The 15707-nt window shown below is 55.1% G+C and carries 12 protein-coding genes and 1 riboswitch; of the genes, 4 read left to right on the forward strand and 8 right to left on the reverse strand.

Features of this window, described 5'->3' with window-relative positions:
• Positions 1-251: 251 nt before the first annotated feature.
• Together murI and btuB are read right to left on the reverse strand one after the other, a co-directional pair.
• Positions 252-1103 carry a glutamate racemase gene (murI, locus tag BV390_RS23095; RefSeq protein WP_032690064.1) on the reverse strand — a complete coding sequence of 284 codons (852 nt, stop codon included), beginning with the start codon at positions 1101-1103 and terminating at the stop codon, positions 252-254.
• The gene (gene btuB, locus BV390_RS23100; RefSeq protein ID WP_032690065.1) at positions 1048-2916 is read right to left on the reverse strand and encodes a TonB-dependent vitamin B12 receptor BtuB; all 1869 of its coding nucleotides are present in this window, start codon (positions 2914-2916) and stop codon (positions 1048-1050) included. The genes murI and btuB overlap by 56 nt, the downstream gene beginning before the upstream one ends.
• 67 nt (positions 2917-2983) lie before the next feature.
• A riboswitch (cobalamin riboswitch) is annotated at positions 2984-3163 on the reverse strand.
• A 115-nt stretch (positions 3164-3278) separates the two neighbouring features.
• On the opposite strand from btuB, the gene trmA reads away from it, so the two are divergent.
• Positions 3279-4379 (forward strand): tRNA (uridine(54)-C5)-methyltransferase TrmA, encoded by a 1101-nt coding sequence (gene trmA, locus BV390_RS23105; RefSeq protein WP_032698440.1) that lies wholly within the window; start codon positions 3279-3281, stop codon positions 4377-4379.
• Positions 4380-4422: 43 nt separating this feature from the next.
• On the opposite strand, the gene BV390_RS23110 is transcribed toward trmA, so the two are convergent.
• The gene (locus BV390_RS23110) at positions 4423-4782 is read right to left on the reverse strand and encodes a YijD family membrane protein (protein ID WP_032690067.1); all 360 of its coding nucleotides are present in this window, start codon (positions 4780-4782) and stop codon (positions 4423-4425) included.
• 15 nt (positions 4783-4797) lie between these two features.
• Positions 4798-5433 carry an HTH-type transcriptional repressor FabR gene (gene fabR / locus BV390_RS23115; RefSeq protein WP_032690068.1) on the reverse strand — a complete coding sequence of 212 codons (636 nt, stop codon included), beginning with the start codon at positions 5431-5433 and terminating at the stop codon, positions 4798-4800.
• A 196-nt stretch (positions 5434-5629) separates the two neighbouring features.
• Here fabR and sthA point away from each other — a divergent pair, with 196 nt between their 5' ends.
• Positions 5630-7030, forward strand: a complete 1401-nt coding sequence (gene sthA / locus BV390_RS23120) for a Si-specific NAD(P)(+) transhydrogenase (RefSeq protein ID WP_004869456.1) — start codon at positions 5630-5632, stop codon at positions 7028-7030.
• Here the strand turns inward: sthA and oxyR are convergent.
• The 4 genes from oxyR to argC all read right to left on the reverse strand — a co-directional run bounded on the left by oxyR (position 7013) and on the right by argC (position 11471).
• Positions 7013-7930 carry a DNA-binding transcriptional regulator OxyR gene (gene oxyR, locus BV390_RS23125; protein WP_004869452.1) on the reverse strand — a complete coding sequence of 306 codons (918 nt, stop codon included), beginning with the start codon at positions 7928-7930 and terminating at the stop codon, positions 7013-7015. The two genes, sthA and oxyR, sit on opposite strands and share 18 nt — an antisense overlap.
• Positions 7931-8207: 277 nt before the next feature.
• Positions 8208-9581, reverse strand: coding sequence for an argininosuccinate lyase (gene argH / locus BV390_RS23135; protein ID WP_032696633.1), 1374 nt, complete (start codon positions 9579-9581; stop codon positions 8208-8210).
• 102 nt (positions 9582-9683) lie between these two features.
• The gene (gene argB / locus BV390_RS23145) at positions 9684-10460 is read right to left on the reverse strand and encodes an acetylglutamate kinase (RefSeq protein ID WP_094898572.1); all 777 of its coding nucleotides are present in this window, start codon (positions 10458-10460) and stop codon (positions 9684-9686) included.
• Positions 10461-10466: 6 nt separating this feature from the next.
• Positions 10467-11471, reverse strand: a complete 1005-nt coding sequence (gene argC / locus BV390_RS23150; RefSeq protein ID WP_032690072.1) for an N-acetyl-gamma-glutamyl-phosphate reductase — start codon at positions 11469-11471, stop codon at positions 10467-10469.
• A gap of 178 nt (positions 11472-11649) precedes the next feature.
• Between argC and argE the strand changes: the two genes are divergently transcribed.
• On the forward strand, positions 11650-12801 hold the full coding sequence (argE, locus tag BV390_RS23155) for an acetylornithine deacetylase (RefSeq protein ID WP_032690073.1): 1152 nt from the start codon (positions 11650-11652) through the stop codon (positions 12799-12801).
• A 254-nt stretch (positions 12802-13055) separates the two neighbouring features.
• A complete protein-coding gene (gene ppc, locus BV390_RS23160; RefSeq protein ID WP_032690075.1) occupies positions 13056-15707 on the forward strand; it encodes a phosphoenolpyruvate carboxylase in 2652 nt (883 codons plus the stop codon).

Genomic DNA, 15707 nt, shown 5'->3' on the forward strand with positions numbered 1-15707 from the left:
AATTGTTAAAGAGCAGTGCGACGGCGCTGAGCGCTCTGTCGCGAGGTCCCGTATAATACGTTTTCCTCATTCAGAGTCAAGCGTTTATTTTCGCTTTTCTCCGTTGGTGTTCATCTCTGAACCCCGCTGACCCGGCGGCTTGCGTGCCGTTGTTCCGTGTCAGTGGAGGCGCATTATAGGGAGTTCTGAGACGTTGACAAGCCCTGTTTTAAAAAAACTTTTCAACCGTCTCTTTTTTGTGCAAAACGCGATTAAAGTGGCAGTTTTTCCAGCGTCTCAAAGCCATAACGCTGTAAAACGGGCAAAAGTTGTTCAGTTTCGGCCGTCAGCGCCATGCAATAAGCCATATTCGGATCACTGGATTTCGCATCTGGCGCTTCATGTTCCAGCAGCCAGACGGTACGACGCGCAATCGCAGCACCTGAATCTATCATCCGCGTCCCTTCCGGCAGCACCTGCTGCAGCTCTTCCTGTAAGAGAGGGAAATGTGTGCAGCCCAGCACAACCGTATCAGGCGGTTCCGCCATTCGCAGCCACGGGCGCAGAATACGCCGCAACTCCTCCAGCGGGACCGGTTCGCCGTGCAGCTTCGCTTCCGCCAGCTCAACGAGTTCAGCGGAACCCAGCATCTCTATCTTACATTCATTCGCGAAACGGCTTATCAGCTCGCGGGTGTAAGGACGCTTGACCGTTCCACGCGTCGCCAGCAGACCAACAATACCGTTCGCCGTTAAACGCGCCGCGGGTTTAATCGCCGGGACGACTCCCACGACAGGAAAAGCGAATTTTTCACGAAGGGCGGGAAGAGAGACCGTGCTGGCGGTGTTGCAGGCAATGACGGCCAGCGCCAGCGGATAACGTTGTTGAACGGCAGTGACAATTTCGAGCACGCGTTCAACGATAAATTCTTCACTCTTCTCCCCGTAAGGAAAAGCGACGTTATCGAAAGCGTAGATGTAATGCAGATTCGGCAGAAGCTGCCGAATCTCATGATAAACCGACAGCCCACCGACGCCGGAGTCAAACACCAGCACGGTGGGACGTGGATCAGAAGGTGTAGCTGCCAGACAAGTAGTATTCTCGTCCTGCAGTTTGGTAGCCATAAGCTGTCTCGTAATCTTTATCGAACAGGTTAGCTATTTTACCACGAACTGTCAGGTGATCGGTGATCGGATACGCGGCAGAAACATCAACAGTGCTGTAGCTTGGCAAAATGCGCTGCGTATTATTGTACTGAGACGTGTTGTTATCGTAGCGCTTACCGTAATACTGCCACGATACATCCATATCGACGTTGAACATTGTCCAGTCCAGCTGGTACTTCGCCTGTCGCTTAGAACGTCTGGCCAGGACTTCACCATTGTCATCATTACGCGGGTCGACGTACTGCAACGTGACGCGGTGGCTGAAAATGCCGGTATCGATATTACCGGTCCACTCAACGCCTTTAATGGTTGCGGCATTGATATTGTCATACTCACCTTCATAGGTGACAGGATCCGAGTAATAGGTAATCAGATTGGTGATCTTGTAATGATACGCAGACAGGCGCCAGTCCAGCGGCCCGGTGAGACCGTCAAGCCCGGCTTCCCATTGTTGGGACTCTTCAGGCTTCAGGTTCGGGTTTGAACTGATACCAAAACGGGTCGAACCAAACTGCTGTCCCAGCGAAGGCGCGAGGAAGCCGGTACCATAGCCGAGGGTTACGCGATAGTTTTCCACGAATTCCCAACCGGCGGTGGTCTGCCAGGTCCCGTGCCAGCCAAACTGCTCGTCATGGTCTTCGCGACCGGACGCTTCAAGCGTAACATCGCCAAACTGCTGCTGACCGGTCAGATACAGGCCGGTGTTATCACGCTTGTAGGTATCCGATATGACCGTATCCGACGAGGTCAGCCGCTGCTGTTGCCAGTCGACGCCGGCGCTCACCGAACCGTGGCCAACAATAACGTTATTTCCCCACTGCAGGTTACGCTGAGTCATCCGATCGAGCGTCGTACCATCATTGTAACGGCCGTATATGCTGCTGTAGTTGTAGTCTTTGACCTTCTGATAGCTGGCAATCAGTTGTGAAGAGTAGATCCCGGAGCTGAATGTCAGGCCCGCGTCCCAGCTCTGGTTATAGAGCTGCTCTTCATCTGCACTGTAGGCAGGGCTGTATGGCGGGCTGCCCAGATCGTAATCGCTATTATTGGTATAGCTACGCCCACGGAAGAAACCGTTCAGGTTATCGTTAAATTTATGTTCAAGACCGCCCCAGAACGCTTTGCTGCGGAAACCATCGCGATCCTGATCGTGAGACCAGCTCGAGTCAGGCTGAACGTTAAAGCCCTTATTGCCCTCATAGGAACCGGCGACCGTCGCCACCGTATCACCGAAGCGATGGCGAAGCGTGCCGTCGTATTGCTGATAGCCTTCAGAACCGACGCCTGCGGTAATCTTAGATTCTTCTTTATCAGAGTGGGTGATGACGTTAATTACGCCGCCCATCGCGCCGGAACCATAAATAGCCGAACGCGGGCCGCGGATGTATTCCACGCGTTGTACCAGAGAAAGCGGTATTTGATTGAGGTCAGGATTGTTTGTAATACCGGGGCGCGGCATGGGAACGCCATCGATCAGCACCAGAACCTGCTTGGCCTCGGTACCGCGGACAAATAAAGAAGAGCTCTGTCCCATTCCCCCGTTCTGGGCAATATCCACCCCCGGCAGTCGACGCATAACGTCATTCAAATCCTTCGCCTGCCAGCGATCGATATCTTCGCGGGTGACCACATCGGTCGGTGCAAGAACCGTATTGACCGGCTGTTGAAAACGATTTGCTGTCACCACTAACGTATCTGAATTGCTGTCTTGCGCCCAGCCAGAAAATGCCGTGACGGAGAGAGCCGTCATCAGCGAAGCTTTTTTAATCATTGTAAAAGCATCCGTAACATATAAAGGATGCCGCTGGTTTCATCAGTAGCACGCGATGATAGAAACCAAATGCGACGTATTCCGGCAGGTCTTCGGGCTTGGGGCGTGTTATGGATGAGGACTTCCCACCTGATATCGGCAGTGTCTGCATAATGCGTTCATCCCACCTTCCTTACCGCTGCGCGTCAGCCCCAGATTTACACTGGGTTCCCTTTTAACTCACAGGACCGGTTACACAATGCTATAATTAGAAACATATAGATGTCCAGACTTCTATAATTATATTTGATCCCTTATCCGGGCTGGACATCCCCTACGCTTTCCCTACAATCCCCGCGTACTTATTTTATTCAGGATGCATCATGACCCCAGAACACCTTCCGACCGAACAATATGAAGCGCAGCTGGCAGAAAAAGTCGTCCGTCTGCAAAAAATGATGGTGCCTTTTGCCGCGCCGGTTCCGGAGGTGTTTCGTTCGCCGGTGAGTCATTATCGTATGCGTGCTGAATTCCGCCTGTGGCATGACGGTGACGACCTGTACCACATCATGTTCGATCAGCAGACGAAATCCCGGATTCGCGTCGATAGCTTCCCGGCGGCAAGTGAGCTCATCAATCAACTGATGGTCGAGATTCTTGACGGCGTGCGCGATAACCCGGTTCTGCGCCACAAACTATTCCAGGTCGATTATCTGACGACCATGAGCAACCAGGCCGTGGTATCGCTGCTGTACCACAAAAAACTCGACGATGAGTGGCGTCAGCAGGCCGAGATTCTGCGCGATGCGCTGCGCGCGAAAAACCTCAACGTGCATCTGATTGGCCGGGCCACCAAAACCAAAATCGAGCTCGATCAAGATTACATCGATGAGCGTCTGCCGGTTGCCGGCCGCGAAATGATCTATCGCCAGGTAGAAAACAGCTTCACTCAGCCGAATGCCGCCATGAATATCCAGATGCTGGAGTGGGCGCTGGACGCCACCAAAGAGGCGACGGGAGATTTACTGGAGCTGTACTGCGGCAATGGTAACTTCTCGCTGGCCCTGGCGCGCAACTTCGATCGCGTACTGGCAACGGAAATCGCCAAACCGTCGGTCGCGGCGGCGCAGTACAACATTGCGGCTAACCATATTGATAACGTGCAGATTATCCGTATGGCGGCGGAAGAGTTTACGCAGGCCATGAACGGTGTACGAGAGTTTAATCGCCTGCAGGGTATTGACCTGAAAAGCTATCAGTGTGAGACGATTTTTGTCGATCCGCCGCGCAGCGGGCTGGATAATGAAACGGAGAAGATGGTGCAGGCGTACCCGCGTATTCTGTACATCTCCTGTAATCCGGAGACCCTGTGCCAGAATCTGGAAACCTTAAGCCAGACTCATGACGTCACGCGTCTGGCGCTGTTCGATCAGTTCCCGTACACCCATCATATGGAATGTGGCGTACTGCTCACGAAAAAGTAAGCACCAAACACCCGGCAACGCAATGTTTGCCGGGTAACGAGGCTTACTCTGCCGCCGTATCCTTACGGTTACGAATCCGGTAGCCGATCCAGAACACGGTAATCACCGACAGCACGGCCGGGAAGAAATTGGAGCCGATATCCGGATATTCCGCACGTACCACGGTGCTATACAGCAGAACGCCGAGAATAAAGCAGGCCGCCGCCAGGCCAGGCAAGCCCACGGGCATACTGCGGTTCTGGTAGCGCTGATGCAGACAGTAAACTGTCAGCAGCAGAGACAGCACCGGGAAGATGGAAAAGGGAACAATCGAGCTGAACAGCGCGGCGAAGGTTCCATTAATGGATAAACCAGCGATCAGCGCCAGCAGCAGCGTACCTTTATCTTGAACTGAGTGTTTCATTGCTCGTCCTTCACGTTATTCGGAATGATGTGACATTTTTTCTTGTTCGCGGCGATACCAGTAATACGCGCCTTTCGAGATCATTCTGAGCTGCAGTACCAGTCGCTCTTCCAGCTGCCGGCGCTGTTCAGGACTGACGTCCAGCGCCTCAGCGCCGGCGCTGAAAACGATAGTGACCATAGCTTCAGCCTGCGCTTCGGTAAAGGCGCGCGGCATATGGTTTTCGATTTCTAAATAATCGGCAAGTTCCGCGATGAAATGTTGAATTTCACGCGCCACGGCGGCACGAAACGCCGCGGATGTGCCAGAACGTTCCCGTAACAACAGACGGAAAGCGTTTGGGTTATTACCTATAAATTCCATGAACGTGGAAACCGAGGTGCGAATCACGCTGCCGCCTTTGGCGATACGCTGCCGCGCCTGGCGCATCAGCTGGCGTAGCATGAGCCCGCTCTCGTCGACCATCGTCAGACCGAGTTCGTCAACATCGCGAAAATGGCGATAAAAGGACGTTGGTGCAATCCCCGCCTCGCGCGCTACTTCGCGCAAACTCAAGCTGGCGAAACTCCGCTCAGCACTCAGCTGGCTGAATGCGGCTTCGACCAGCGAACGTCGGGTTTTCTCTTTTTGTAGTGCTCTTACGCCCATCACGATGTCTGAATCCTTCCAATAGACCTGTTGGCACTATACCAGAGATTAAAACTAATCGGTTTAGCCAGGTTTGTGAATGATTGTTTACGAGCCGAATCTGCTTTTATGCCGCAAAAAAGCACAACGATAATTGGGTTAAAGCCCGGCGAATGTTATCATCGTGTTTATTTTATGTATAAAACAGGTGAGTAATGCCATGTCACACTCTTGGGATTATGATGCAATAGTGATTGGTTCCGGTCCTGGCGGTGAAGGTGCTGCGATGGGACTGGTTAAGCAAGGAGCGCGCGTCGCCGTTATTGAGCGCTATCATAACGTCGGCGGCGGCTGTACCCACTGGGGTACCATCCCGTCGAAAGCCCTCCGCCATGCCGTCAGTCGTATTATCGAGTTTAACCAAAACCCCCTCTACAGCGACCATTCCCGTCTTCTTCGTTCTTCCTTCGCCGACATTCTTAACCATGCCGACAGCGTCATTAACCAGCAGACCCATATGCGTCAGGGTTTCTATGAGCGCAACCACTGCGAAATATTGCAGGGCAACGCGCACTTTGTTGATGAACACACGCTCGCCCTGGAATGTCACGACGGTACCGTCGAGACGATCACCGCCGAGAAATTCGTCATCGCCTGCGGCTCCCGTCCGTATCATCCGGCTGATGTCGACTTTTCCCACCCGCGCCTGTACGACAGCGATTCTATTCTCAGTCTGCAGCACGAGCCCCGCCACGTCATTATCTACGGCGCCGGGGTGATTGGCTGTGAGTACGCGTCCATTTTCCGCGGTATGGAAGTCAAAGTGGACCTGATAAATACCCGCGATCGTCTGCTGGCATTCCTCGATCAAGAGATGTCCGACTCCCTCTCCTATCACTTCTGGAACAGCGGTGTGGTTATTCGCCACAACGAAGAGTACGAGAAGATTGAAGGCGTTGATGACGGCGTGATCATGCATTTGAAATCGGGTAAAAAACTGAAAGCAGATTGCCTGCTGTACGCCAACGGGCGTACCGGTAACACCGATTCGCTGGCGCTGGAAAATATTGGTCTGAAAACCGATAGCCGCGGCCAGCTCAAGGTCAACAGCATGTATCAGACCGCGCTGCCGCATATCTATGCCGTAGGCGACGTCATCGGTTATCCAAGTCTGGCATCAGCCGCTTACGATCAGGGTCGCATCGCCGCGCAGGCGCTGATTAAAGGTGAGGCTTCTGCCCATCTGATTGAGGATATCCCCACCGGCATCTACACCATCCCGGAAATCAGCTCCGTCGGTAAAACGGAGCAGCAGCTGACTGCCATGAAGGTACCGTACGAAGTGGGTCGCGCGCAGTTTAAACATCTGGCACGGGCGCAAATCGTCGGCATGAGCGTGGGCACGCTGAAGATCCTGTTCCATCGGGAAACGAAAGAGATCCTTGGGATTCATTGCTTTGGCGAGCGCGCGGCCGAGATTATTCATATCGGCCAGGCGATTATGGAGCAAAAAGGTGGTGGCAACACCATTGAGTACTTCGTCAACACCACCTTTAACTACCCAACCATGGCGGAAGCCTATCGGGTTGCTGCGTTAAATGGCTTAAACCGCCTGTTTTAACGCTTTGTCGAAATGGCCATCCATGGTGCTGCGGATGGCCTCCGCCAGATGTTCGTAGCGGCTGCGCAGCGGGGAGCCGGGGCGGTAAACTAACCCGATGGTTCGTCTCGGTTCCGGCTTAATGCACGGAATATAGACCACGCCATCGCGTTTTCTCTCCTGCGGCACCGCTAACGCCGGCAGCAGCGTGATACCGCTACCTGCGGCCACCATGTTGCGCAGCGTTTCGAGGCTGGTCGCGCGGAAATGCGTATCTTCATCCGCACCGGCCTCAAAACAGAACCCCATCGCCTGATCGCGCAGGCAGTGGCCATCTTCCAGCATCAGCAGTTTTTCCCCGGCCAAATCGGACATCGGCACGCGATCGCGATTTGCCCACGGATGATCTTCGTAGATTGCCAGCATCATCGGCTCGTCAAACAGCGGTACCTCGATAAAGGCCTCGCTCTCTTTCACCAGTGCGAGGATCGCGCAGTCAAGCTTACCGCTGTCCAGTTGAGCCAGCAGCTGATGCGTTTGGGCTTCATGCAGGTACATTTCCAGCTTTGGAAACGTCTGGTGTAGCATCGGTATGATTTGTGGCAACAGGTAAGGGCCAATGGTCGGAATCAGGCCAATATGCAGCGGCCCGGACATGGTCTCACCCTGTTGACTTGCCATTTCCTTGAGCACTTTGACTTCGCGTAACACGGTACGCGCCTGATCCACCAGCAACAGTCCGGCCTGGGTAAACAGCACCTTACGGCTGGTGCGCTCCAGCAACATGACCCCAAGTTCATCCTCCAGCTTACGGATTTGTCCGCTAAGCGTGGGTTGGCTGACGTGGCAGGAGTCCGCCGCGCGCCGGAAGTGGCGGTGCTCGGCTAGCGCAACCAGGTATTCAAGATCGCGAATATTCATTATTCATCCTCCGTCGCCATGATAGTTCATGGCGATAGATAGCATAGCAACGAACGATTATCCCTATCAAGTTTTCTGTTCAATAATAAACCCAGAAACGAGGCGAAAGTCAGAAAATCACGACATTGCCTCAGCATATTCCCTGACCAGATAACTAAAGCCAACGTGAACTTTTGCGGACCTTGTGTCCGCTTTTTTTTTGCATAAAAAAGCCCGGACATAGCCCGAGCCTCTTTTCTCACTCATCCCGCTGGAATCATCCAGGGGCGGCGAGGATTTACACCAGACGCTGTTTCGCGTCAGCAATCGCCTGGGCAACCTGCTTCGGCGAAACGCCGCCTTTTGCCGAGCGCTTATCCAGACAAGATTGCAGCGACAGAATCGGATAGACATCGTCGGCAATCACGCCGCTAAACTTCTGCAGGTCGGCCAGCGCCAGATCTTCCAGCGGCTTGCCCTGGGCAATCGCTTCAACAACCGCTTCCCCGACAATATGGTGCGCTTCACGGAACGGCACCCCTTTCGCAACCAGATAATCCGCCAGTTCGGTCGCATTTGCGTAGCCCTGCTGCGCCGCCTCTTCACAACGCGGACGCTTGACCTGAATGCCATCCAGCACCAGCGCCGCCATATGCAGGCAATCAAGCCAGGTATCGAGCGCGTCGAACAGCCCTTCTTTATCTTCCTGCATATCTTTATTGTAGGCCAGCGGCAGACCTTTCAGAGTCATCATCATCCCGGTCAGGGCGCCCTGAACGCGGCCACATTTTCCGCGGATAAGTTCGAGCGCATCCGGGTTCTTTTTCTGCGGCATCAGCGAGGAACCGGAGGTGACGCGATCGGATAACTCAATAAAACCGGCTTCGCCCGTATTAAAGAAAATCAGATCTTCGGCGAAACGTGACAGGTGAACCATGCCAATCGACGCATCGGAGAGCAGCTCCAGTACGTGGTCACGGTCAGAAACGCTGTCCAGGCTATTGCGGGTCGCCGACGCAAAGCCCAGCCAGTCGGCCAGCTGCTCGCGATCGATATCATAGGCGGTACCCGCCAGCGCACCGCAGCCCAGAGGACTGACGTCCAGACGCTTGAGGGTATCCTGCAGGCGGCTTTCATCGCGCGCCAGCATCTCAACGTAGGCCAGGCACCAGTGGGCGAACGTCACCGGCTGCGCACGCTGCAGGTGGGTATAACCCGGCATAACGGCATCCTGGTTGTTCTGCGCCGTATCCACCAGCGCGCTTTGCAGCTGGCGGTTCGCAGAAAGCAGCTCCGCGACGGTATCTTTACACCACAGCTTCAGGTCGGTTGCGACCTGATCGTTACGGCTACGACCGGTATGCAATTTTTTACCCAGCTGGCCCACTTTGTCGATCAGTTTACCTTCCACCCAACTGTGGATATCTTCCGCATCGCTTGCAAGAATTTGCTGCGGATTTGCCCGCACCTCTTCCAGCAGCACGCTTAATGCCTCTTCCAGCTGCTGCTGCTCAGCGGCACTCAGAACGCCCACCGTCACCAGCGCTTTAGACCAGGCGACAGAGCCAACGATATCCTGCTCCGCCAGACGATAGTCAAAGCGCAAAGAGTCGTTGAACTGCTTGAACCGCTGATCTGCTGCCTGAGTAAAACGCCCGCCCCAAAGTGCCATAACCATTTCCTTAAATTCGTTTAGTTCTGCCGGGTGACGCTTCGCTAACCCGACCTACAGTCTTGTAGGCCCGGCAAACAATACGCCGCCGGGCATGAAATATTAAGCCAGAATACGCGTGCCGATAGGCGTGCCATTAAACAATGCCGGCAGCTGTTCCGCGTGGCGCCAGGAGGCGATATCCACCGGACGGCCCAGCGTCCGCGCCGCATCCAGCGCGGCATTCACCTTGACGATCATGCCATCAGTGATAATGCCTTGTTCGATCAGCTGCTCCGCCTTCGCCGCGGTCATTTCCGCGATGCGCTGGCCTTTACCATCAAGAATACCGCTGACATCGGAAAGCAGAATCAGATCCGCGCCAAGGGTCGCCGCCAGCGCAGTGGCCGCCTGGTCAGCGTTCACGTTCATCAGTTGCCCTTCATCGGTCACGCCGATCGAACTGACCACCGGCAGGTAGCCGCCCGCCAGCAGCGTGTTAATCAGCGCCGGCGATCCCGGCTGCGCCAGGCCAACGTGGCCCAGCTCTTCATCAAGCTGAGTGACCTTCACGCTGTCACCATCGCCAAGGAACAGGCCAACGGACGCAATATGGTGTTTCTTCGCCCATGCCAGCAGCGTCTTATTCGCAGTTCCCGCCAGCGCACCGGTAATAATGTCGATCTGATCCGCAGGCGTCACCCGCAGACCGTTTTTCTTGTTCACCGGCAGGTTGAGTTGCTTCATCAGCTCATCCACCACACAGCCGCCGCCGTGCACAATAACCAGCGGGCGATGATGCGTTTCACGATAATTGACCAGCGCGGTAAACAGACGCTCCAGCGCTTCTTCGCTGTCGAGTAAAACGCCGCCGAGTTTGATAATTAATGGGTTCATCATCACACCTTAAATAAGAGACTGCGTTTCAGCGAAGCCGAAACGAATATTCGCGCACTGGACTGCCTGCGCCGCCGCGCCTTTCAGCAGGTTATCTTCCGCCGCCACCACGATAATATGCTGGTCCTGAACCGCAAAACCGATATCACAGAATGGCAGACCTACGACGTTTTTCAATGCGGGCACGCCTTTATCGTATAAACGTACCAATGGCTTATCGGCATACGCCTGCTGGAACACTCCGGCAACCTGCTCTTTGCTGACGCCTGGCTTCAGGCGGCAGGTAATGGTTTCCAGAATCCCACGTTTAAAGTTGCCGAGATGAGGCGTAAAAATCACCTCTGCGCCAAGATGGGTCGAGATTTCCGGGTGATGGCGATGGTTGAACACACCATACGGCTGCAGGCTGACTTCACAGAAGCTATTGCCGATGGCCGCTTTACGACCCGCACCGCTGACGCCGCTGGTCGCGTTGATCACCGGCCACTGGCTAAGATCCAGCAGGTCCGCATCGATCAGCGGCTTCAGCGACAGCTGAGCCGCCGTCGGATAGCAGCCCGGTACGGCGACCAGATTCGCCTCTTTCAGTTTGTCGACGCTCCACTCTGCCAGGCCATACACCGCCTGCTCAAGCAGGGCCGGATGCTGATGAGTAAAGCCGTAATATTTTTCGTAGAACGCAGCGTCGTTTACGCGGAAGGCGCCGGATAAGTCGAATACCACGCAGCCTGCGGCAAGGAACTGCGGCGCCAGATCGTGGCTCACTTCATGGGCGGTAGCGAGGAAGACGACATCCACCCCGGCGCTAAATTCGCTGATATCTGACATCGGCTGCAGCGGTAAATCCACAATGCCTTTCAGCTGCGGATGCAAATCGGAAATGAATTTCCCTGCATCATTGCTTTGCGCGGAGACCGTCAAAGCGGTTATGGTCATATGAGGATGGCGATTTACATAGGTCACTAGCTCTGCGCCGGCATAACCGCTGGCACCCACAATCAGCGTCTTCAACATCGGGGCTCTTCACCTTCTTACGTCATATTTGTCCAGGAAGCATTTCTCTTCCTCACCCTGTTAAGCCGTAAGCACTTTCCCTACACTTTATGGGTTTTCTTACGCTCAACGATAATGTATTTTTATTCACTAATACTGCATGAATATTGATACTATCATGACCCGAGGTGTGTCAACAATGAAAAACAATTTACCACCCTTTATCGAGATTTACCGCGCATTGATCGCCACACCTTCTATCAGCGCAACCGAAGAGGCGCTGGATCAAAGTAATGAGACTTTAATCAATTTACTCGCCGGCTGGTTCCGCGAAATTGGCTTCAATGTCGAAGTGCAGCCGGTGCCGGATACGCGCAACAAATTCAATATGCTGGCCAGCACCGGCCACGGCGCTGGCGGCCTGCTCCTCGCCGGACATACGGATACCGTTCCTTTTGATGACGGCCGCTGGACCCGCGATCCTTTCACCCTCACCGAGCACGAAAACAAGCTGTACGGCCTCGGCACCGCCGACATGAAAGGCTTTTTTGCCTTTATTCTTGATGCCCTGCGCGATGTCGATGTCAGTCAGCTGAAAAAACCGCTCTACATCCTGGCTACCGCCGATGAAGAGACCAGCATGGCCGGCGCCCGTTACTTTGCCGAAACGACCCTGTTGCGCCCGGATTGCGCCATCATCGGTGAACCCACCTCACTGCAGCCGGTACGCGCGCACAAAGGCCATATGTCCAACGCCATCCGTATCCAGGGGCAGTCCGGCCACTCCAGCGATCCGGCGCGCGGCGTCAACGCCATTGAGCTGATGCACGATGCCATTGGTCGCATCATGCAGCTGCGCGACTCGCTGAAAGAGCGCTATCACTACGATGCTTTCACCGTACCGTATCCGACGCTCAACCTCGGGGCTATCCATGGCGGCGACGCCTCAAACCGCATCTGCGCCTGCTGCGAGCTGCATATGGATATTCGCCCGCTTCCGGGCATGACGCTCAACGATCTCAACGGACTGCTGGATGAAGCGCTGGCACCGGTTAGCGAGCGCTGGCCGGGTCGCCTGACCGTCTCCGAGCTGCATCCGCCGATTCCGGGCTACGAATGCCCGCCGGACCACCGGCTGGTTCAGGTTGTTGAAAAGCTCCTCGGCGCACAAACTGAAGTCGTGAACTACTGCACCGAAGCGCCGTTTATCCAGACACTCTGCCCGACGCTGGTTTTAGGTCCTGGCTCCATTAACCAGGCCCACCAGCCGGATGAATATCTGGAAACCCGCTTTATCAAGCCGACCCGTGAGCTGATTACGCAGGTTGTCCACCATTTCTGCTGGCACTAAAGCCTGCGGATCCCGCCTCTTTTCCTGGGGCGGGACGGTGATTCTGGTCACATTTCCATAAGCAACGCTTATCAAGCGACGTCTGAGTTAAATTTCGCAAATTGCCGCCATTTATTCGTTTGCTGAAGCGATTTCGCAACAATTGACGTGGGGGTTTTTACGTGGCTTTATAAAAGACGGCTGCTTATCCGCCGCTCAACGTTGCAGAGTGCCGGGTATAACAAAATAAAATGAGATGGGGTGTCTGGGGTAACATGAACGAACAATATTCCGCTTTGCGTAGTAATGTCAGTATGCTCGGTAAGGTGCTAGGCGATACCATCAAGGATGCACTGGGAGAGAACATTCTTGATCGTGTCGAAACTATCCGTAAATTGTCCAAGTCTTCTCGCGCCGGCAATGAAGCCAATCGCCAGGAATTGCTCACCACGCTGCAAAACTTGTCCAACGACGAGCTGCTGCCGGTCGCTCGCGCCTTCAGCCAGTTCCTGAACCTGGCGAATACGGCGGAGCAGTACCACAGTATTTCGCCAAACGGCGAAGCGGCCAGCAATCCGGAAGTGATTGCCCGCACCCTGAGAAAACTCAAAGACCAACCCCATCTCAACGAAGATACCATTAAAAAAGCGGTGGAGTCCCTGTCTCTGGAGCTGGTATTAACCGCTCACCCCACCGAGATCACCCGCCGTACGCTGATCCACAAAATGGTGGAAGTGAACAACTGCCTGAAGCAGCTTGATAATAAAGATATCGCGGATTACGAACACCATCAGCTGATGCGCCGTCTGCGCCAGCTGATCGCCCAGTCATGGCATACGGATGAAATCCGTAAGTACCGCCCGACCCCAGTTGATGAAGCGAAATGGGGGTTTGCCGTAGTTGAAAACAGCCTGTGGGAAGGGGTACCAAACTACCTGCGTGAGCTGAACGAACAGCTGGAAGAGAACCTCAACTATCAGCTGCCGGTTGACTTTGTACCGGTGCGCTTTACCTCCTGGATGGGCGGTGACCGCGACGGTAACCCGAATGTGACCGCCGATATCACCCGTCAGGTGCTGCTGCTGAGCCGCTGGAAAGCCACCGACCTGTTCCTGAAAGATATTCAGCTGTTGATTTCCGAACTGTCGATGGTCGAATGTACCGACGAACTGCGGGAGCTGGCCGGCGCGGAAGGCGCGCAGGAACCGTACCGTTATCTGATGAAAAAACTGCGTACCCAGCTGATGGAAACGCAGGCCTGGCTGGAAGCTCGCCTGAAAGGACAGAAGCTGCCGAAACCTGCCGGCCTGATTACCCAGAACGAACAGCTGTGGGAACCACTTTATGCCTGCTATAAGTCGCTGCAGTCCTGCGGCATGGGCATTATTGCCAACGGCGAACTGCTCGATACCCTGCGCCGCGTGAAATCGTTCGGCGTACCGCTCGTGCGTATCGATATTCGTCAGGAAAGCACCCGCCATACCGAAGCACTGGGGGAGATGACCCGTTATCTCGGCATTGGCGATTACGAAAGCTGGTCAGAAGCCGACAAACAGGCCTTCCTGATCCGCGAACTGAACTCCAAACGCCCGCTGCTGCCACGTCAGTGGGAGCCGAGCAATGAAACCCGCGAAGTGCTCGACACCTGCCGGGTGATCGCCGAAGCGCCGCACGGATCCATCGCCGCTTACGTGATCTCCATGGCGAAAACGCCATCCGACGTGCTGGCAGTTCACCTGCTGCTGAAAGAGTCCGGTATTGGCTTCGCCCTGCCGGTTGCGCCGCTGTTTGAAACCCTGGACGATCTGAACAACGCCAATGACGTCATGACCCAGTTGCTGAACATCGACTGGTACCGCGGCTTTATTCAGGGCAAACAGATGGTCATGATTGGCTATTCCGACTCAGCGAAAGACGCCGGCGTGATGGCCGCCTCCTGGGCGCAGTATCAGGCACAGGACGCGTTGATCAAGACCTGCGAAAAAGCCGGTATTGAACTGACGCTGTTCCACGGACGCGGCGGCTCTATTGGTCGCGGCGGCGCCCCGGCGCACGCGGCGCTGCTTTCTCAGCCCCCGGGAAGCCTGAAAGGCGGCCTGCGCGTCACGGAACAAGGCGAGATGATTCGCTTTAAGTACGGTCTGCCGGAAGTCACCATCAGCAGTCTGTCGCTGTACACCAGCGCCGTGCTGGAGGCCAACCTGCTGCCGCCGCCGGAACCCAAACCGGAATGGCGTCACATCATGGCCGAGCTCTCCGACATTTCCTGTGAAATGTACCGCGGCTACGTGCGTGAAAATAAAGACTTTGTCCCTTATTTCCGCTCCGCGACGCCGGAGCAGGAACTGGGTAAACTGCCGCTCGGCTCGCGTCCGGCAAAACGTCGCGCTACCGGTGGCGTCGAGTCCCTACGCGCCATTCCATGGATTTTCGCCTGGACCCAGAACCGTCTGATGTTGCCGGCCTGGCTGGGCGCAGGTACCGCGCTGCAAAAAGTGGTCGAAGATGGCAAGCAGAGCGAGCTGGAAACCATGTGTCGCGACTGGCCGTTCTTCTCTACCCGTCTGGGCATGCTGGAAATGGTGTTCTCGAAGGCTGACCTGTGGCTGGCGGAATACTACGATCAGCGTCTGGTGAAACCGGAGCTATGGGAACTGGGCGCGGAGCTGCGTGAGCTGCTATCCAACGGGATCAAAGTGGTGCTCGATATTGCAAACGACTCCCACCTGATGGCCGACCTGCCGTGGATCGCCGAGTCTATCCAGCTGCGTAACATCTATACCGACCCGCTGAACGTCCTGCAGGCAGAACTGCTGCATCGTTCACGTCTGGCGGAAGAAGAAGGTAAAGAGCCGGATCCGCGCGTTGAACAAGCGCTGATGGTCACGATTGCGGGCGTTGCCGCAGGTATGCGCAACACGGGCTAA

This window comes from Klebsiella sp. YJ, from assembly GCF_002108615.1.
In the GTDB taxonomy this organism is placed as follows: Bacteria; Pseudomonadota; Gammaproteobacteria; order Enterobacterales; family Enterobacteriaceae; genus Klebsiella; species Klebsiella planticola.